Genomic DNA, 18,652 nt, shown 5'->3' with positions numbered 1-18,652 from the left:
AACTCCTGCTCGCCCCATTCAGAGGACGGTTTAAATAAATTATTATTCATTATATAAGAAGTATCTTGCTGCTGGCAAAATACTTCTCACCTGTCAAACGGCAATCCACCTGTTCAGAAGCTGTTTTCAATCCACCGTTTCAATCTTGCCAACAAACCGCCGCCCCCTTCCCTCTCTTGCACTGCACCGTTTTCCAGCTGCGGCAAGTTTCCTTCCAGCTTGCATGCTGCATGAAGCAGCCCGATGGCGGTAGAAAAGCGCGGTGTGCGGACGCGGTCGGACAAACCGCCCATTTCTTGGGGTGCACCGGTGCGTACAGGCAGATCGAAGATTTTTTCGGCAAATTCCACAATCCCGGTCATCATGGACACACCGCCGGTCAGAACGATACCCGCATTCAGCACTTCTTTGGGGAAACCCGATTTTTGCAGCTCGCCCAGCACTACGCCAAAAATCTCCTGAATACGTGCGCTGATGATTGCTGCCAAAACCTTACTGGAAACCTGACGCGATGTCCGGTCACCCACGCCCGGAACTTCAATCATCTCACCCAAGCCTTCCGTATCGCATGATGCCACGCCATAATGGATTTTAATGTACTCGGCGGCATCGAGAGGTGTTCTCAACGATTTGGACAAATCTTTGGTAATCAGATTACCACCGGCCGGAATGACGGACGTATGGCGGATGGCACCGTTCATATAAACGGCAATATCGGTCGTTCCGCCACCAATGTCGATGACGCATACGCCGAGGTCTTTTTCATCTTCAGTCAGCACCGCCTGCCCGCTTGCCAACGGCTGAAGCATGATCTGATCGCTTTTCAAACCGCACCGCTCGATACATTTTTGGACATTCTGCACTGCCGTACTTGCACCGGTAATGATGTGCACCCGCGTATCCAGACGCACACCGCTCATACCGATGGGCTCCCTCACGCCAAGTTGGGTGTCAATAATGTAGTCTTGAACCACGGCATCGAGAATTTTTTGATCGGGCGGGATATTGATTGCCTTTGCCGTTTCAATGGCGCGGTCGATGTCTGCCTGCGTGACTTCCCCGTCTTTAATTTTAACCACACCTTGCGAATTGAGACTGCGGATGTGGTTGCCTGCGATACCTGTGGTAACGTGGGTAATTTTGGTATCCGCCATCAGCTCGGCATCATTGACCGCCTGCCTGATGGCTTGGACGGTGGCATCGATATTGGTTACCATGCCCGCGCGCAAGCCCCGTGAAGGAGCCTGCCCCAAACCGACGATGTTGATTTTGTCGTCATCTTGAACTTCCCCGATCAGTGCGAGGACTTTAGACGTACCGATATCCAGTACGCTGATGTATCTTTGCTGCTGTTCCATTGTTCGTCTGCTCTTAAAACTGATTGAAATTTGCGTCGCACCGTTTCAGACGGCACGGCCGTAATCTGTCCGATACCTGTTCCCACTATTCTTCGGATTCTTTTTCGGGTAAACCGTCGGGAGCATAGCGGACTGAAAATCCGTCCTTATACCTCATATCCACATAGGATAACCGATTTTTATTTTTACGCAACAGATGTTGCCACGCTTCGGTAAAAAGCCGGAGGCGTTTCATCTCGTTTTCCCGTCCGAGCCTGACGGTGATGCCGTTGTCCAAAACGACAATCCACGCCGAACGTGCCGTATAGGTCATCTCTTTGATGCCCAAACCCTGTTTTGCCAAAACAGTCGAAAATTCGTCATAACGGCGGAGCATTTCGGCAGACGTTCCTTCCGCGCCTCTGAATACCGGCATTCCGGGTCTGTCCAAACGGGCTTCAAAAACATTGCCTTCGCCGTCCACCAAGGCATGGTCGCCCCAACGCGCGACCGGCTTGCGCTCGGTCAGGACGACCTCAACCGTGTCGGGAAAACGGCGGCGCACCATGACCGACGCAATCCACGGATACCGGCGGTAGGCCTCCTGTGCGCCATTGATGTCCGTCCTCAAAATATTCCCATGGATGTATTCTTTCGCCAAACTGCCCAATGCTTTCTTATCGGAATAAACTAGGTTGCCCTTCAGCGACACCTGCTTGACGGGCAGATGATTCGAATTGTAAAACCAAACCAGCCCGGACGCAGCAAGCAGCATCGCCATCATGACAAGCAGCCAGCGCGTCAGCCGTTCCATCGCTTCGGCATTATCCCACATGTGCGGTCTTCAAAATTTCAATACATAAATCGGCAAAACCCACGCCCATAACGGCAGCGGATTTCGGTACTAAACTATGGCCGGTCATACCGGGCAGGGTGTTGATTTCCAACAGATAGAGTTTGCCGTCGGTATCTTTGAGGAAATCGACGCGCACGCAGCCTTCCGCACCGATTGCCTGCGCGCCGCGAACCGCCAGTTCGCGCATCAGGCTTTCTTCGGCTTCGGTCAGATCTTCCGAAGGACATTGATAAATGGTGTCGTTGCGGTTGTACTTGGCTTCGTAGTCATAAAACTCGGTCGCGGGGATGATGTGTATGCCGGGCAGGCCTTTGCCGTTCAACACAGGGCAGGAATATTCGCCGCCGCCGATAAACCGTTCGGCAATGATTTCGCCCTGAAAGTGTTTCAATTCTTCGTAAACGCTTTTCAGACGGCCTTTTCCTTTGACTTTTACCACGCCTACGCTGCTGCCTTCGGCCGCCGGTTTCACAAACATCGGCAGGCCCAATTTTTCTTCGACGGCATCGAAATCAGTGTCGTCGTGCAGGACGGCGAACTCGGGAACGGGCAATCCCAATGCCTGCCAAATCAGTTTGCAGCGGTATTTGTCCATGCCGATGGCGGATGCGGCGACACCGCTGCCGGTATAGGGAATGCCCAACAGTTCCAATGCACCCTGAACAGCCCCGTCTTCGCCGTAAGTACCGTGAAGGATGTTGAATGCCGTCTGAAAACCTTGTGCCTTCAATTCAGACAATGGGGTTTCCTTGGGATCGAAGGCGTATGCGTCTATGCCTTTGCTTTTTAAAGCATTCAAAATGGCGGTGCCGCTGTCCAGCGAGATTTCTCGTTCGCTGGAAAAACCGCCCATCAATACGGCCACTTTGCCAAAATTCTGCATTGTTTTTGTTCTTTCCTGATTGCTTTATGCTTGTTGCCAGAGGTCGTCTGAAACCTGATTTGCGGTTTCAGACGACCTTTATATGATGTTCCGTCTGTCAGGCGGGTGTGCCTCAAATCTGTTTCGACAATTCCAGCAGCGCGGCGGGGACGCGGTTGATGCTTCCCGCACCCATATTCAACACGATGTCGCCGTCCTGCAAAACGTTCAACAGCATTTCGGGCAGATCGGCAACGTTTTCGCAGTAAATCGGCTCGAGTTTGCCCAACACGCGGATGGCGCGGGCAAGAGCGCGGGAATCAGCGGCGGCAATCGGCTCTTCACCGGCGGCATAAACTTCGGTCAGCACCAGCGCGTCAACGGTATTGAGGACTTTGGTAAAGTCTTCAAACAAATCGCGCGTGCGGGTATAGCGGTGCGGCTGGAAGGCGAGTACCAAACGTTTTTCCGGATACGCGCCGCGTGCGGCGGAAAGGGTCGCCGCCATTTCGACGGGGTGGTGTCCGTAGTCGTCCACCAAGAGCGCGGTTCCACCGTTTGGCAACTTGATGTCGCCGTATTTTTGGAAGCGGCGGCCGACACCTTCAAAGCCGAGCAAGCCTTTTTGGATCGCTTCAACCGATGCGCCGACTTCCAGCGCCACGCCGATGGCTGCCAATGCGTTCAGCACGTTGTGTCTGCCGGGCATATTCAGCACGACTTCAAACGACCCCTGCTCATGTCCTTTCATTTGAACATGGACGGTGAATTTCATTTGCGCGCCGACGTTTTCGATGTCGGTGGCGTAGATGTCGGCGGTATCGTCCAAACCGTAAGTAGCATAAGGTTTGCTCACTTTGGGCAAAATCGCGCGGACGTGTTCGCTGTCAATACACAAAAAGGCTTTGCCGTAGAAGGGCATACGGTGGATGAAATCGATAAACGCCTGATGCAGCTTCTCAACACTGTGCCCGTAGGTATCCATATGGTCTTCGTCGATATTGGTAACGACGGACATAATCGGTGTCAGGTGCAGAAAGGATGCATCCGACTCGTCGGCTTCGGCAACGATGTATTCGCCTTTGCCCAAGCGGGCGTTGGTGCCTGCGGCGTTGAGTTTGCCGCCGATAACGAAAGTCGGGTCAAGTCCTGCCGCGCCGAGGATGGAGGCGGTCAGGCTGGTGGTCGTGGTTTTGCCGTGCGTGCCGGCAATGGCGATGCCGTCACGGAAGCGCATCAACTCCGCCAACATCAGGGCGCGCGGAATAACGGGAATTTGCTGCTCCAACGCAGCGACAACTTCGGGATTTTCTTTTTTGACGGCGGTAGAGGTAACGACGACATCCGCACCGTTAACGTGTTCTGCGGTATGGCCGGGATAAACTTGAATGCCCAGGCTGCCCAAATGCTCGGTAGCGGCATTTCGCGCCTGATCCGAACCGGAAACTTTAAAACCCAAATTGTGCAAGACTTCGGCGATACCGCTCATGCCGACGCCGCCGATACCGACAAAATGGATGTTGGTCACTCGATTTTTCATCATAATGTTGCGTTCCGGTGGATTTTCGATGCGTAAAGGCGTTATTTTAAAGGGCTGACCGTTTGCGCGCCATAGTTTTCTGACAAATATATAGCGGATTGAAATAAAAAACATCCATGCCGTCTGAACGGCTTTTCAGACGGCATGGTTCGGCAGTTTACGCCGCACACGCAATCGCGGCTTCGGCAACGTCGTCCGCACTGTGCGGCAGTGCCAACGTACGGGCGTTTTCTGCCCATTTGAGGCATTTTTCGCGGTTTAAGCCGCCGAGAATCTCGGCGAGTTTTTCCGCCGTCAACTGGGTTTGCGGCAACAGCAATCCCGCCTCCGCCTGCACCATAAAACGCGCGTTGGCGGTTTGATGGTCATCAACGGCGTGAGGATACGGCACTAACAACGCACCCAATCCCGCCGCCGTCAACTCGGCAATCGTCAGCGCGCCGGCACGGCAAATCACCAAATCGGCATCGCGGTAGGCGGACACCATATCGGTAATAAATTCCACGCATTCCGCTTGCACGCCCAGCGCGTCGTAATCCGCCTGCAAGCTGCCCAGCTTGCCCCGTCCCGATTGGTGGTACATCTGCGGACGCGCATTGTCGGGCAGCAAAGCCAATGCCTGCGGTACGGTTTTGTTCAAAACGTCCGCGCCCAAACTGCCGCCGACCACCAAAATTTTCAGACGGCCTTCACGCCCTTGGAAGCGTTCGGCAGGCACGGGCAGGTTGCTAATATCGGCGCGGACGGGGTTGCCGACCAAGCCGCCTTCGTGGCTGAACGCTTTCGGAAAAGCGTACAACACCCGCTTCGCCCAGCGCGACAGGTGGCGGTTGGACAAACCTGCCACGGCGTTTTGCTCGTGAATCACAATCGGCACGCCTAATAACTTCGCCGCCAAACCGCCGGGAAAGGTAACGAAGCCGCCGAAGCCGATGACGCACTCGACACGGTGTTTGCGGATAATCTGCTGCGCTTCGCGGACAGTTTGATACAAAGTAAACGGCAGCATCAGCTTGCGTTTGATGCCGTTGCCGCGCACGCCTTTAATCGCCAGCGTTTCGAGCAGGATGTCGTATTGCGGCACGATGCGCTCTTCCATCGAATCCTTGCTGCCCAGCCAAATTACATGATGGCCGCGCGCGCGCAATGAATCCGCCACCGCCAGCGCGGGGAAAATATGTCCGCCCGTTCCGCCCGCCATCAGCATAAAGGTTTTACCGCCCATGATTTACTCCACCCGGTAACCGCGCATTTTCCGGCGGTTTTCATAATCTATACGCAACAGCAGCATCATGCTGATCAGCATGAAAAAGACTGACGAACCGCCATAGGACATCAACGGCAGCGTCAGACCTTTGGTCGGCAAAGCACCGATGTTCACACCGATATTGAAGAAACTTTGGATACCGATCCAAATGCCGATACCCGAAGCGATATAGGCGTTGAAAGTCAAACCCAAATCGCGCGACTGCTTGCCGATGGAAAACGCCCGCACCACCAGCCAGCCGTAACAGAATATCAGCACGCACATACCGAAGAAACCGAATTCTTCGGCGATGATGGCAAAAATAAAATCGGTATGCGCTTCCGGCAGAAAGCCGCGTTTGCTCAAACTCGCACCCAAACCCATACCGAACCACTCTCCGCGCCCGATTGCCATCAGAGAGTGGGTAAGCTGGTAGCCGGCACCCTGCGGGTCTTTCCACGGGTCCAAAAATGCCACTACCCGCTGCACACGGTAGGGAGCGGCGGTAATCATCAGCACCATCCCGCCCAAGACGCTGCCTACCAGGACGAAAAAATATTTCCACGGCAATCCTGCCAAAAACAGCATTCCAACGGCAATGACGGTAATGACGACAAACGAACCGAAATCCGGCTGTACCATTATCAGCACCAAACCGAACGCCACCAGCATAATCGGCAGGATGATCGCCCGGAAACGGCCGTACATTTCTAATGTTTCACGACGTGCCTGCGGATTGGTGGCGGACATGATCAGATTGGCCGTCCCCCGCCAAATCGACTGCCAACCCAAACTTTCCATGCTGCGCAACACTTCTTCACGGCGCGTGAACAGGCTTGCCAAATAAAGGATGACCGCCAGCTTGAACAGCTCGGTCGGCTGGAAATTCAACGGACCCAAAGGTATCCAACGGGTCGCGCCATTGATTTCGCGCCCGGCAATCAATACGACTACCAGCAACAGGCCGGATAGGGCAAAAATCCACGGCACAAGCCGCCGCCATGTCCTCATCCTGCAAAGAAACCATAACAAACCGCTCGCTATCAAGCCGGCAACGACGAACCCCGCCTGTCTGGTCAAATAGAAAAACTGATCGCCGCCTTCTTTTGATGCCAAATACACAGAAGCCGAATAAATCATCAGCAGGCTGAACGCCGTCATCAGCACCACCATCCACAAAAGCGGCGCGTCGAATTTCCTGCCGTCGCGCACAATCGGCCTGTCGAGCAGCAGAGTGTGGACACCGTCGCCCACTTTTACCAATACTTCCGAAATCTTCAAAAAAACCACCTGCCAGTCTGTTTGCACCTGCCGCAAAGGGCAAAAATTTCAGACGGCAGACAATGCCGTCCGAACATACGATACATCCCAAATCGGTATTCTAAATCTTTACTTGCCGCCCAACAATGACGGCGGTTGCGTTTCAGACAGTATCACAAAGCCTTAAACGCCCCGATAAACACTTCCGAACGGTGCGCGTAGCCTTTAAACATATCGAAACTCGCGCAGGCGGGGCTGAGCAGCACGATATCGCCCGCTTCGGCTTGGGCATATGCCTTCTGAACCGCTTCTTCCAAAGTGGCGCAGTCGGTCATATTCAGATCGCAGCCGTCCAAATCGCGGCGGATTTGCGGCGCATCGACACCGATCAGGAACACGCCTTTTGCCTTGCCGGCAAGCGCGTCGCGCAGGGGCGTGAAGTCCTGCCCTTTGCCCATGCCGCCTAAAATCACGAAGAGCGGATTTTGCAAACCGGCAATCGCGGCGGCGGTCGCACCGACGTTCGTGCCTTTGCTGTCGTCGATGAACACCACGCCATTTTTCTCGCCGATTTTTTCCACGCGGTGCGGCAGGCCTTGAAAGGTTTTGACGTGTTCGAGCAATGCTTCGCGCGGCAAACCGACGGCTTCGCACAAGGCAACGGCAGCCATCACGTTAGTGGCGTTGTGCAAGCCTTGCAGCGGAATATCTTGCGTGGCAATCAAATCTTCATTGCCTTGTTTCAGGCGACCTGTCTCACGTTCCAACCAAAAATCGGCTTCGTATTCCAACGAAAACCATTTCACCTCGCGCCCGGCGCGCTTCATCGCACGACAGAACGCATCGTCCGCATTCAAAACCTGCACACCGTCGCCACGGAAAATCTTGGCTTTGGTATGCGCGTAGTCGAGCAAGTCGTCGTAGCGGTCGAGATGGTCTTCGGAAATGTTCAGCACTGTCGCCGCAGTCGGGCGCAGGCTTTCGGTGTTTTCCAGTTGGAAACTGGAAAGCTCCAACACCCACACGTCCGCCTTTTTGCCTTCGCGCTGCAATTCCGCCTCCAAAACCGGCGCGCCGATATTGCCCGCGATAACGGTATCCAGCCCACACTTGATGCAGAGATAGCCGACCAGGCTCGTTACCGTGGTTTTGCCGTTGCTGCCGGTAATCGCAATCACCTTGTCGCCGCGGCGGTTCACAATGTCCGCCAGCAATTCGATGTCGCCCAACACGCGTCCGCCGTTTCGCTTAAAGGCCTCGATATCCGGCTGCCGCTCGCTGATGCCGGGGCTGAGTGCCAGAATATCGAAACCGTTGGAGAGCGCATCTTTCAGACGGCCCGTGTAAAACACCAACCCGTCAAACATCTTACCGATTTGCGACACGCGTTCCGGCTTCAGCTCCGCATCATACGCAGCAACCTCCGCGCCGTTTTTGCGCAGGTAGGCAATCATGGAAATACCCGTGCCGCCAAGTCCGGCGACGAGGATTTTTTTGTTTTGGAAAGTCATTTTGGTTTGTCCTAAAACAAATCATATTGAGCAGGGGGATGTCTGATCCTGCTCAAGCCGCTTTCAGACGGCATCGCGAGCTGTTCAATAACCCGCTTTCAGGCGTTGGTCATTGTCGCAGCTGTCTTGGTATCCGTTTTGACAAGCCTTGCCAAGCCATTCTTGTGCAAGGGCGCGGTCTTGGCGCACGCCGCGTCTTTCGGCATACATCACGCCCAAATTGTTTTGGGCTGCTGCATTTCCCTGTGCTGCCGCCTGCAAGTTTTCCCGAAAATCCGATACGTCATCCGCCCACACCGCTTGGTTCAAGCCCAAGGCAATCAGGGCGGCGGCAAGCCATTTGACTGTCTGTTTCATGGTTTTACTTCTGTTTTAGTATAAGCCGCCGTTAACGATAGGGCTGGGCGGATTGTCGCCGCAGGTTTATTGCGCGTTCAAATGCCGTCTGAAAGGTGTTCAGACGGCATAGGTTCAGCGGATTTTGAGGGTACTCAAACCGATCAACACCAAGACGATGGTAATAATCCAAAAGCGGACGACGACTTGGGTTTCTTTCCAGCCTTTTTGTTCGTAGTGGTGATGGATGGGCGCCATCAGGAAGATGCGTTTTTTGGTTTTCTTATACCAGCCGACCTGAAGCATAACGGATACGGCTTCTACGACAAATAATCCGCCCATAATGACGAGGACAAACTCTTGGCGGACGATGACGGCGACGGTACCGAGCGCGGCACCCAATGCCAATGCACCGACATCGCCCATAAAGACTTGCGCGGGATAGGCGTTAAACCACAAGAAACCGAGGCACGCGCCGCACATGGCGGTACAGAAAATCACCACTTCGTTTGCGCCGGCAACGTAAGGTAATTGCAGGTATTGGGCAAATTGTGAGTGGCCGCTGGCATAGGCGAAGATGGCGAGGCCGGCGGCAACGAGGACGACGGGGAAGGTCGCAAGGCCGTCCAAGCCGTCGGTGAGGTTGGCGGCATTGGATGTGCCGACGATGGTCAGGTAAGACAACACCAAAAAGCCGACCACGCCCAGCGGCAGGGCGATTTGTTTGAAGAACGGGACAATCAAAATATTGTTGGCGGAATTGGCGGCAAGGTAAAACAATGCCAAACCGGCGATAATGGCAACGCTTGACTGCCACACCATTTTGAATTTGGCGGACACGCCGTTGGGGTCTTTATAGACGACTTTGCGCCAGTCGTCGTAAAAACCGAGTGCGCCCGTGGCGAGCAATACGCCCAAGAGAATCCAGATATACGGGTTTGCCCAGTTGCCCCACAACAGGGTGGACACGGTAATGGCGGTCAGAATCAGCGAACCGCCCATCGTCGGCGTGCCGTTTTTGACGAGGTGGGTTTGCGGACCGTCGGTACGCACTGCCTGCCCGCATTTGAGCGCGGTCAGCCTGCGTATCGTCCACGGGCCGAACATCAGGGAAAACGCCAAGGCGGTCAACGCCGCCATGACGGCGCGGAATGTGGTGTATTGAAAAATATTCAGACCGGTTAACCAGTTGCTGAAATGTGCGAGCCATAAAAACATGGGGCTTCCTTTTTTTGTTTTTGTCGTTACATGGGCTTGTGCCCGTTTGAGGTTGGCTTGCCGCCCGGCAAGGTTTCGGACGACTTTTGCAGATTAACGTGCAGAGACTTTCCCAATCACGCAAATCGGGTAACTCCCCGGATTTTTGCCGCCACCCAAGTCTAAACATAAATCTTCATAAAGATACGCCTGCGTCTGCATTCCGGCATAAAACGCGCCGACCAGCGCGGCAATCAACAATAAGGCTTTAAAAAAACGTCGACTTTTCATTTTCACTTATCCTCCAATGCCTCGACCACTTCTTCCATCTGCATAAAGCGCGAACCTTTCACCAACACGGTGGCGCGTTCGGGCAAATCGTGGCGCAACACTTGAATCAACGGGTCTTTGGCGGCGAACCACAAACCGTCCGCGCCAAATTTTTCCGCCGCTTCGACGCTGTTGTCGCCGACAAAATAAGCCGCTTCGATGCCTTGGTCGCGGGCGTACGCGCCGACTTCGGCGTGCATGGCGGCGGCTTCGTCCTCACCCAGTTCGCCCATATCGCCCATCACGAAAATACGCGGCGCAGGCATACGCGCCAACACGTCAACCGCAGCTTTCATGCTGTCAGGGTTCGCATTATAAGTATCGTCAATCAGGGTTGCGCCCTTGATTCCGGATTTGACGTTCAGACGGCCTTTGATATTGCTGAAGCCTTTCAAACCTTCCGCCACATCGTTCAAACTCAAACCTGCAGCCAAAGACAGCGCGGCGGCGGCGGCGGCGTTGTGGACATTGTGGCGGCCGGGAACGGGCAGAACCACGGCTGCGCACTCGTTGCCGCACACCAAATCAAATTCGCACGACAACGGTTTCAGCACGATATTTTCCGCGTGGACATCGCCGCTATCGATGCCGAAAGTGCGCGTATTCAAATTAAGCGTTGCCGTTTTGAAGACAGCCATATTGGCATCTTCTTGAGGAATCAGCGCCATGCCGTCTGAACATAAGCCTTGATAAATCTCGCTTTTCGCTTTGGCAATATCGCCCACTCCGTCGAAACCGCAGCCGACATGGGCGCGCATGGCGTTGTTGACCAATGCGGCATCGGGTTTGGCGATTTGTGTCAAAACCGCCAGTTCGCCAAAATGGTTCATACCCATTTCAATCACGGCATAGCGGTGTTTTTCGTTTAATTTCAACAAAGTCAACGGCAATCCGATGTGGTTGTTGAAGTTGCCTGCCGTCGCCAAAACGGCATTATCGCCGAAACGGCGGCGCAATACCGCAGCCAACATTTCCTTCACCGTCGTCTTGCCGCCCGAGCCGGTAATACCGAACACAAACGGGTTCACATTCTCGCGCCACGCCTTCGCCAACATTTGCAACGCGGTAAGCGTGTCATCGACTTTCAACGCGCCATCCATTGCAACGCAATCTTCGCGCGAAACCACAACCGCCGCCGCACCCGCAGCCAATACGTCTTCAACAAAATCATGCGCATTAAACCGCCCGCCCGCCAATGCGAAAAACACATCGCCCGCGCGGATGTCGCGGCTGTCGGTTACGATGCGCGACACGGGTTTGCTTTCAGACGGCATCGGAAGCTTGAGGGCTTGGCAGATGAAATTTAGGTCCAGTGGTTTCATATTTACTTTCGTTAATATTCGGGCGGCGGACACATCGGTAGCGGCTGATTTTTTTATCGCCTGTTTTGCTGTGGTAAAACACAGATTATTTTCCCATTCTCATTCGGCATTTTTTCTGTACGTATCATTTTTTAGACGTATTTTTAGTCGATTTGCCTTTTCCCGCATACCACGGCGCGGGGTCGTCGGGCAGTCCGTCGATAAAGGCAAGGTTATTGCCTTCGCCCTGCACATCGGGAACATTCCCCCAAAAATCATAGCCGTCATCGGGCAACTCGTCGGTTTCGATACCCGTCCAACTGCCGAATCCGCGTAAAAAATTAAACGCGCTGCGCCTCACTTTAATCATTTCGCGCCGCGTATCATCGGACGAAATTTTAACCAGCGGCACGCCGTAGCTTTGACGCTTCCACGCACCATGTGTCAACGTTCGCTCGCCGCCTTTACCGACATGCATCAAACCGTGGTCGGAAAAGTAAACCAAAGACCAGCTTTCTTTATTTTCATTCAATATCTTAACTGTATCTTCTAAAAATTTATCGGTTTGCGCGATGGTGGAAACATAGCAGGATATTTTTTCAGTTTGATACTGAAACCGCCGCGCATCCTTATCCAAACGTGTGCAAAAATCACTGTGCGAACCCATCAGGTGCATCACAATCAGCCGAGGCTTCGTGCCTGCATTTCCTATCAAAACCCGTTTGAACGCCGGCAACAAAAGGCGGTCGCTCAACCCCGCGCTTTTGCCATAATCACCCCTTTGGGTAAACCACGGATAATCGCTGCGTAGGGCATAGGTGGAAATTTCGTTGGCAAAATGCCCCAACATTCCTTGATTAGACAGCCACGCCGTCCGAAAACCCGCCTGCTTCGCCAAGCTGACGATGTTATTGTTCGGTTCTCCCGGCAGCCCCAAAGTCTGCGGCAGCGAAAGATTCGTCGCGTGGGCGGTCGATTGGTAACCGTTTATCAACAGCCCTTTGGTCTGACTCAAAAAAGGCGTATCGGGCAATGGGAAACCGTAAACATTCATATAATCCGAACGCGCGCTCTCACCGATAACCACAACATAATTTTTATACTTGGGCGCAACATGACGGATATGCCATGTTGACGCTTTTTTTGCTGCTTCCAAAATGTGGGCGCGCTTGGCGGCATATTGTGCCGGCGCGGAAGCCAAATCGTAATACAGGTCGAAAATATTCAACAACAGGCCGGCATCAGGTTCTCGCAAATCTTTATCGCTGGCGATTTTATCCATCACCGCGCAGGACAAAATCAAAGTCAATAATATAGTCAGCCATATTTTGCTGCGGCGTTTATAGTTTTTTACGTCAGCAAATACCCCCCCCCGATACACAATATCTCCAAACTGTCAAGCCAAAAATGAAAAATAATGCCTGCACAAAATAAAGCGACCCGGGAAGATTGCCGACAAATTCACGCGCCTCGGCAGGATTGCTTTCCAATATCGAACCGACTATCTGATAAGACGGCGCACCATACAGCCAGCCGACCGGCAAATATAGGGCGGTTGTGCCGACGTAAATCAGTAAAACAACTGAAGAAACGCGCGGGAAACCGCGTGCCAATAATAATAAAAATACAACCGAAGCCAAAGCACCCACGGCAGAATAACGGTAGCCGTATTCATATTCCAAGTGATAACCTGATGCGATGGCCGCGCCAAAACAAAAGGCTAAAAGCGCGCAAATGCCCAATGTATTTTTTAATGTCTGATCCATATTTTTTATTCGGGCGGATTGTTTCATACGATGCCGTCCGAATATCCCATTATTTACGAGTTAACAAAGCCTGTCCGACGATTTCAAGATCGGAAAAACGGTGCTTCACGCCTTGTACATCCTGATAGTTTTCATGCCCTTTGCCGGCAATCAGGATGATGTCGTTTGCGGCGGCTTGTTCAACCGCATAACGGATGGCGGCGGCACGGTCGGCTTCGACGCATTCGGGCGCGGGAACGGCAGGCAGGATGTCGTTGATGATGTCGTGCGGATTTTCCAAACGCGGGTTGTCGCTGGTGACGACGACTTTATCCGCGCCCTGTACGGCTGCCGCGCCCATCAGCGGGCGTTTGCCGCGATCGCGGTTACCGCCGCAACCGAATACGCACCACAAAGCCGCACCCTGCGGTTTGATTTCCTGCAAGGTGGCGAGTGCTTTTTCCAATGCGTCGGGCGTATGGGCATAATCGACAACGACCAAAGGTTTGCCGCTGTTCATGATGCAGTCCATGCGCCCTGAAGCGGGACGGATTTTTGCCAGCACATCCAATACTTTATCAAGCGGATAGCCGTTGGCGCACAGCAAGGCGATGCAGGCGGCGAGGTTTTGCGCGTTGAACCGTCCGAGCAGGCGCGTGCGGCATTTCCCTTCGCCCCACGGGGTTTGGAATACGGCTGCTATGCCGTCTGAAGAGGCGGTGAAATCGATAATGCGGATGTCGGCGTGTTCGCTGAAGCCGTAGCTATAAACGGCCAAATCGGGACAGTCTTTTTTCAGACGACCTACGAGTTCCGCGCCGTATTCGTCATCCACGTTGATGACTGCGTGTTTCAAGCCGTGCCAGTAAAACAGGCGCGACTTGATGGCACCGTAGGCTTCCATCGTGCCGTGGTAGTCGAGGTGGTCGCGGGTGAGGTTGGTAAAGATTGCGCTGCGGAATGACACGCCGTTGACGCGCGACTGGTCAAGCCCGTGGCTGGAGACTTCCATCGCGGCGACTGTTGCGCCTTGTTGACGGAAACGGTAGAGCAGGGTTTGGACATCGACGGGGGCGGGTGTGGTATGCGTGGTTTCTTCCAATGCACCCCAAAAGCCGTTGCCGACCGTGCCGACAATGGCGGTTTTTTCGCCCAACAAATCGGCAGCTTGCGCCAGCCATTGCGTGATGGAGGTTTTGCCGTTGGTTCCGGTTACGCCCCAGAATTTGAGACCGTCTGAAACGTTGCCGTAAACTTGCGCCGCCAATATGCCGGCACGGTGTTTCAAATCTTTGATGCCTTGATTGGGGACTTTCCATTCGGGATTCCACGCAAATTTGCCGTCGTCGTCCCAAAAAACAAAAGCCGCGCCGTTGGCAACGGCGGCGGGGATATAACTGCGTCCGTCGGCATATTCGCCCGGACAGGCAACGAAAATATCGCCTTGTTTGATTTGGCGGCTGTCTGAATGCAACAAACGCCCTGCCGCGTTTGCACACGACAGGGTCGGGATGCCGGTTTCAGCCAAAGGGGTTAACTTGCTGAACATAAAACAATCTCGTTGATACTCGGATTAAGACGGTGTTTTGACGGCTGCGGCGGTCAGGGGCTTGGTCGGGGAAATGCCCAAGATGTTCAGGCTGCCGCCCATAATTTTTTTGAAGGGCGGCCCTGCCACTACGCCGCCGTAATAACCGTGGGCAGTCGGTTCGTCAATGGTTACCGCCACAATCACACGGGGGTTTTTGGCGGGGGCAAAACCGATAAAGGTAGCGATGTGTTTGTCGTCGGCATAACGCCCGTTGACGAACTTGCGCGCCGTGCCGGTTTTCGCGCCGACATCGAAACCGTCCACCGCACCCGCCGTACCGGTGCCGCCCGGCTCGGTTACGGAAACCATCAGATTGCGTACCTCGCGCGCGGTCGATTCTTTGAATATGCGTTTGCCTTGCGGCGCAACCGCCTGTTTTTCAAAGCTGACCGGCAGCAAAACGCCGTCGTGCGTCAGTGCGGTATAGGCGCGCGCCAATTGCAGCAGGCTCAATTGCAGGCCGTAACCGAAAGACATCGTCGCCTGTTCAATGGGCCGCCACCTGCGCCAATTTCTCAACAAACCTGCAGTTTCGCCCGGAAAGCCCGAGTGCATACGCACACCGATGCCCAACTCATGATAGAAGTCATACATTTCTTCGGCACCGAAACGCGCAGACAGTTTGCTTGTGCCGACGTTGGACGATTTCTGCATGATGCCGCGCACATCCAAAGAGGGGTAAACATGGGTATCGCGCACGGGAGACGGTCCGATTTTATAAGGCTGCGTATTCAGCCGTTCGTTCAAATCGGTTTTGCCCGCATCCAATGCCTTCGCAATCACAAACGGTTTGATTGCCGAACCGGGTTCGATCATATCGGTTACGGCACGGTTGCGCCGCTGTTCGCTGTCTGCCCGGCCGGGCCTGTTGGGATCGTAGGCGGGCGTATTGGCCAAGGCGAGGATTTCCCCCGTGCGGGCATCCAAAACCACCACCGTTCCGGCTTTTGCCTGATGGTATTCGACCGCCTTGTTCAACTCTTCATAGGCCAAGGTCTGAATCCTCTGATCGAGGGAAAGGATGATGTCTTTGCCGTTTTTCGGGGCTTTATTGCGCGGGGAGTCCAAGCTGTCCACAATATTGCCCTGCCGGTCCCGCAAAACGACTTCCGCGCCGTCTTCGCCATGCAGGCTGTCTTCAAGCGAAAGTTCCAAACCTTCCTGACCTTTGCCGTCAATATCGGTAAATCCGATGACGTGTGCAAACAGGTTGCCCATCGGGTAATGGCGTTTTAATTCTTTTTCAAATACAAAGTTTTCCAAACCCAAGGCTTTGACCTCTTCGGCAACCTTGGGATCGAGCTGCCGCTTAATCCAGATAAACGACTTGCCTTTCTGTTCGAGCTTGTTCCTCAAAACATCAACCGGCACATCGACAAGCTCGGACAGGCGTTCCAATTGTGCGGCAGACGGCATTTCCTTCATCTCTTTAGGCACGGCAAACAGGGACTCCGTCGGCGCACTCAACGCCAAAACCGCACCGTTCCGGTCCGAAACCGTACCGCGTGTAGCCGGCAATGTTTGAGTCCGCACAATCCGGTTGTCGCCCTGTTCTTTCAAAAAGTTATACGTTACCGTCTGCAGATACAGTCCGCGAGCAATCAGACCGGCAAACAAGACCGCTATTGCCATCAGGACGAAGCTGATCCGTCCGTTACTGGTCATCGGCTTTTTGACCTGCTCTTCTTTGGGCAGCATCCGAGGCTTATATTCGCTCTTAATCAACATTTTTACTTCTCGTTATTATTATCCTGACGCAGGAATCCGATTCCGGCACACAGGCTGCTTCTATCTTTGATGCTCCACCATAAAGGTATTGCCCGAAACCGGCGGATGGAGGTTTTGTTTTTCTGCCGCCGCCCTGATCGCTTCGTGGTTCGCCAAACGCGCCTGTTGCAGCCTCATTTGCGCATAATCCTGCTCCAAGGCGATTTCCTGTTTTTTCGCCTTATCCAAAGCTGTGAAGTTGAGCCTGTACTGGTTTTGCTGCATCACAACGGAAAAAGCGGAAACGCACACCGCAAGCAGCAGAAGGAAATTCAATTTGTTCATTGCCATTCAGACGTTTTTCTCTGTGATTGTTCCGGTATCGGACCGGCAGTCCGCTCCGCCACACGCAAAACCGCACTTCTCGCCCTCGGATTGGCGGCAATTTCCGCCTCACCCGGCTTTAATGCCCTGCCCGCGATTTTCAGGGGCGGCTCGGGCAAATCCGCTTCCCTGACCGCCGCCCAGCGCGGCAGGGGCGCGTGTTGCGAATATTTTTTGACAAACTGCTTCACAATGCGGTCTTCCAACGAATGGAAAGCAATGACCGCCAAACGTCCGCCCTCTTTCAGACGACACATGACCTGCGGCAATACTGCCCCTACTTCTTCAAGCTCGCGGTTAATAAAGATGCGGATTGCCTGGAAGGTGCGCGTCGCAGGATCCTGCCCCCGCTCGCGAGTACGGACGTTTTGTGCCACGATCTGCGCCAGCTTGCGGGTTGTATCGATTGGACTTTCCGCCCGTTGCGCAACAATGGCGCGCGCAATCTGGCGGCTAAACCGCTCTTCACCATAATTCTTGATTACCTCGTGCAAATCCTGTTCCGACGCAACCGCTATCCACTCTGCGGCAGACATACCGCGCGTCGTATCCATACGCATATCCAAAGGGGCATCGAAACGGAAGCTGAAACCGCGGCTGCCGTCATCGATTTGCGGGGACGAAATCCCCAAATCAAACAGCGCACCGTCCACCTTGCCGATACCCAAACCGTCCAATGCCGTCTGAAACGAAGCAAAACCGCCATGCACGACACCGACCCGTTTGTCCGAACGCGCCAGCTCTTCTGCCACAGCAATCGCCTGCGGGTCTTTGTCGAAAACAATCAACCGCCCCGCATCGCCCAAACGCGACAAAATCAGCCGGGAATGCCCTCCCCTGCCGAACGTACCGTCCACATAGACACCGTCTTCGCGCACGGCAAGCGCATCCACCGCCTCATTCAGCAAGACCGTGATATGCCGGTAACTTTCTGCTCCACTCACAATTGCAAATCCGTCTGACTCAACTGGAAGGCAAGTTCGTCAGGATCGTCATCCAAAGCCTGAACCATCTCAGCCTCCCACTGCTCGCGACCCCAAAGCTCCAAACGGTTGGCACGACCGACCAAAACGACTTCACGGTCGAAATCCACCCTCTTCCTCAGTCCGGCAGGAAGCAGCACCCGGCCGGCGCTGTCCCATTCCAAAATTTCCGCGTTATGCAGCAAAAGATTTTGAAACCGCCGCAAAACAGGGTTATCCGCCACTTTTAAGTTTAAAAGTTGCGCCGCAACCTTTTCCCACTCCGCAACAGGGTACATCAACAGCTTGTATTTCGACTCGAGCGTTACCACTACGGCAGGCGTATAGAGGCGCGACAGAATGTCACGGAATTTGGCAGGAACAGCCAACCGCCCCTTACTGTCGATGCTTAATTCGTGTGCGCCGCCGAACATGACATGTCCCAAGCCGAAATCAAAATCACAAGGGTAAAAGAGACACTTTGCCC

18 protein-coding genes are annotated in these 18,652 nt (G+C 54.0%); all 18 read right to left on the bottom strand.

The window, feature by feature from the left end:
* Positions 1 to 113 precede the first annotated feature (113 nt).
* The 18 genes from ftsA to mraZ all read right to left on the bottom strand — a co-directional run bounded on the left by ftsA (position 114) and on the right by mraZ (position 18,599).
* Positions 114 to 1,358: a cell division protein FtsA gene (gene ftsA / locus IUJ45_RS08470; protein ID WP_002242316.1), complete on the bottom strand. Its 1,245-nt coding sequence runs from the start codon at positions 1,356 to 1,358 to the stop codon at positions 114 to 116.
* An 85-nt stretch (positions 1,359 to 1,443) separates the two neighbouring features.
* Positions 1,444 to 2,172: a cell division protein FtsQ/DivIB gene (locus IUJ45_RS08465; RefSeq protein ID WP_002245895.1), complete on the bottom strand. Its 729-nt coding sequence runs from the start codon at positions 2,170 to 2,172 to the stop codon at positions 1,444 to 1,446.
* Positions 2,162 to 3,076 carry a D-alanine--D-alanine ligase gene (locus IUJ45_RS08460; protein WP_002236713.1) on the bottom strand — a complete coding sequence of 305 codons (915 nt, stop codon included), beginning with the start codon at positions 3,074 to 3,076 and terminating at the stop codon, positions 2,162 to 2,164. Before IUJ45_RS08460 ends, IUJ45_RS08465 begins: the two co-directional genes overlap by 11 nt.
* A gap of 112 nt (positions 3,077 to 3,188) precedes the next feature.
* The gene (gene murC / locus IUJ45_RS08455; RefSeq protein ID WP_002218797.1) at positions 3,189 to 4,598 is read right to left on the bottom strand and encodes a UDP-N-acetylmuramate--L-alanine ligase; all 1,410 of its coding nucleotides are present in this window, start codon (positions 4,596 to 4,598) and stop codon (positions 3,189 to 3,191) included.
* Positions 4,599 to 4,752: 154 nt separating this feature from the next.
* The gene (gene murG / locus IUJ45_RS08450; RefSeq protein WP_002245894.1) at positions 4,753 to 5,820 is read right to left on the bottom strand and encodes an undecaprenyldiphospho-muramoylpentapeptide beta-N-acetylglucosaminyltransferase; all 1,068 of its coding nucleotides are present in this window, start codon (positions 5,818 to 5,820) and stop codon (positions 4,753 to 4,755) included.
* A gap of 3 nt (positions 5,821 to 5,823) precedes the next feature.
* Positions 5,824 to 7,149, bottom strand: a complete 1,326-nt coding sequence (locus IUJ45_RS08445) for an FtsW/RodA/SpoVE family cell cycle protein (RefSeq protein WP_002233563.1) — start codon at positions 7,147 to 7,149, stop codon at positions 5,824 to 5,826.
* 125 nt (positions 7,150 to 7,274) lie between these two features.
* A complete protein-coding gene (gene murD, locus IUJ45_RS08440; RefSeq protein ID WP_002246804.1) occupies positions 7,275 to 8,612 on the bottom strand; it encodes a UDP-N-acetylmuramoyl-L-alanine--D-glutamate ligase in 1,338 nt (445 codons plus the stop codon).
* An 84-nt stretch (positions 8,613 to 8,696) separates the two neighbouring features.
* Positions 8,697 to 8,969, bottom strand: coding sequence for an SEL1-like repeat protein (locus tag IUJ45_RS08435; protein WP_002236711.1), 273 nt, complete (start codon positions 8,967 to 8,969; stop codon positions 8,697 to 8,699).
* Positions 8,970 to 9,083: 114 nt separating this feature from the next.
* The gene (gene mraY / locus IUJ45_RS08430) at positions 9,084 to 10,166 is read right to left on the bottom strand and encodes a phospho-N-acetylmuramoyl-pentapeptide-transferase (RefSeq protein ID WP_082308684.1); all 1,083 of its coding nucleotides are present in this window, start codon (positions 10,164 to 10,166) and stop codon (positions 9,084 to 9,086) included.
* 93 nt (positions 10,167 to 10,259) lie between these two features.
* On the bottom strand, positions 10,260 to 10,436 hold the full coding sequence (locus IUJ45_RS08425) for a hypothetical protein (protein WP_002216522.1): 177 nt from the start codon (positions 10,434 to 10,436) through the stop codon (positions 10,260 to 10,262).
* 2 nt (positions 10,437 to 10,438) lie between these two features.
* Positions 10,439 to 11,797 carry a UDP-N-acetylmuramoyl-tripeptide--D-alanyl-D-alanine ligase gene (locus IUJ45_RS08420; RefSeq protein WP_082308683.1) on the bottom strand — a complete coding sequence of 453 codons (1,359 nt, stop codon included), beginning with the start codon at positions 11,795 to 11,797 and terminating at the stop codon, positions 10,439 to 10,441.
* Positions 11,798 to 11,921: 124 nt separating this feature from the next.
* Positions 11,922 to 13,058 carry a phosphoethanolamine transferase gene (locus tag IUJ45_RS08415; RefSeq protein WP_002232822.1) on the bottom strand — a complete coding sequence of 379 codons (1,137 nt, stop codon included), beginning with the start codon at positions 13,056 to 13,058 and terminating at the stop codon, positions 11,922 to 11,924.
* Positions 13,059 to 13,131: 73 nt separating this feature from the next.
* Positions 13,132 to 13,569, bottom strand: coding sequence for a hypothetical protein (locus IUJ45_RS08410; protein ID WP_002238770.1), 438 nt, complete (start codon positions 13,567 to 13,569; stop codon positions 13,132 to 13,134).
* A 22-nt stretch (positions 13,570 to 13,591) separates the two neighbouring features.
* Entirely contained in the window at positions 13,592 to 15,070 is a 1,479-nt protein-coding gene (locus IUJ45_RS08405; RefSeq protein ID WP_002236708.1) for a UDP-N-acetylmuramoyl-L-alanyl-D-glutamate--2,6-diaminopimelate ligase, read from the bottom strand.
* Positions 15,071 to 15,094: 24 nt separating this feature from the next.
* Positions 15,095 to 16,840, bottom strand: coding sequence for a peptidoglycan D,D-transpeptidase PBP2 (gene penA / locus IUJ45_RS08400; RefSeq protein WP_002246791.1), 1,746 nt, complete (start codon positions 16,838 to 16,840; stop codon positions 15,095 to 15,097).
* A 60-nt stretch (positions 16,841 to 16,900) separates the two neighbouring features.
* The gene (gene ftsL / locus IUJ45_RS08395) at positions 16,901 to 17,164 is read right to left on the bottom strand and encodes a cell division protein FtsL (RefSeq protein ID WP_002220363.1); all 264 of its coding nucleotides are present in this window, start codon (positions 17,162 to 17,164) and stop codon (positions 16,901 to 16,903) included.
* Complete coding sequence (gene rsmH, locus IUJ45_RS08390) at positions 17,161 to 18,147, bottom strand: 16S rRNA (cytosine(1402)-N(4))-methyltransferase RsmH (protein ID WP_002218781.1); 987 nt, start codon at positions 18,145 to 18,147, stop codon at positions 17,161 to 17,163. Before rsmH ends, ftsL begins: the two co-directional genes overlap by 4 nt.
* A complete protein-coding gene (gene mraZ, locus IUJ45_RS08385; RefSeq protein ID WP_002249263.1) occupies positions 18,144 to 18,599 on the bottom strand; it encodes a division/cell wall cluster transcriptional repressor MraZ in 456 nt (151 codons plus the stop codon). Before mraZ ends, rsmH begins: the two co-directional genes overlap by 4 nt.
* Positions 18,600 to 18,652: the final 53 nt, after the last annotated feature.

Origin of the sequence: Neisseria meningitidis (assembly GCF_022869645.1) — a bacterium.
GTDB lineage: Bacteria > Pseudomonadota > Gammaproteobacteria > Burkholderiales > Neisseriaceae > Neisseria > Neisseria meningitidis.
Note: the sequence above shows the minus strand (reverse complement) of the source record. Positions and strands in the feature narration are given on the sequence as shown.

Coding starts and splice junctions, on each gene's coding strand:
- ftsA (WP_002242316.1), bottom strand. CDS start 1,358: ATGGAACAGCAGCAAAGATACATCAGCGTACTGGATATCGGTACGTCT.
- IUJ45_RS08465 (WP_002245895.1), bottom strand. CDS start 2,172: ATGTGGGATAATGCCGAAGCGATGGAACGGCTGACGCGCTGGCTGCTT.
- IUJ45_RS08460 (WP_002236713.1), bottom strand. CDS start 3,076: ATGCAGAATTTTGGCAAAGTGGCCGTATTGATGGGCGGTTTTTCCAGC.
- murC (WP_002218797.1), bottom strand. CDS start 4,598: ATGATGAAAAATCGAGTGACCAACATCCATTTTGTCGGTATCGGCGGC.
- murG (WP_002245894.1), bottom strand. CDS start 5,820: ATGGGCGGTAAAACCTTTATGCTGATGGCGGGCGGAACGGGCGGACAT.
- murD (WP_002246804.1), bottom strand. CDS start 8,612: ATGACTTTCCAAAACAAAAAAATCCTCGTCGCCGGACTTGGCGGCACG.
- IUJ45_RS08435 (WP_002236711.1), bottom strand. CDS start 8,969: ATGAAACAGACAGTCAAATGGCTTGCCGCCGCCCTGATTGCCTTGGGC.
- mraY (WP_082308684.1), bottom strand. CDS start 10,166: ATGTTTTTATGGCTCGCACATTTCAGCAACTGGTTAACCGGTCTGAAT.
- IUJ45_RS08425 (WP_002216522.1), bottom strand. CDS start 10,436: ATGAAAAGTCGACGTTTTTTTAAAGCCTTATTGTTGATTGCCGCGCTG.
- IUJ45_RS08420 (WP_082308683.1), bottom strand. CDS start 11,797: ATGAAACCACTGGACCTAAATTTCATCTGCCAAGCCCTCAAGCTTCCG.
- IUJ45_RS08415 (WP_002232822.1), bottom strand. CDS start 13,058: ATGGATAAAATCGCCAGCGATAAAGATTTGCGAGAACCTGATGCCGGC.
- IUJ45_RS08410 (WP_002238770.1), bottom strand. CDS start 13,569: ATGAAACAATCCGCCCGAATAAAAAATATGGATCAGACATTAAAAAAT.
- IUJ45_RS08405 (WP_002236708.1), bottom strand. CDS start 15,070: ATGTTCAGCAAGTTAACCCCTTTGGCTGAAACCGGCATCCCGACCCTG.
- penA (WP_002246791.1), bottom strand. CDS start 16,840: ATGTTGATTAAGAGCGAATATAAGCCTCGGATGCTGCCCAAAGAAGAG.
- ftsL (WP_002220363.1), bottom strand. CDS start 17,164: ATGAACAAATTGAATTTCCTTCTGCTGCTTGCGGTGTGCGTTTCCGCT.
- mraZ (WP_002249263.1), bottom strand. CDS start 18,599: ATGTTCGGCGGCGCACACGAATTAAGCATCGACAGTAAGGGGCGGTTG.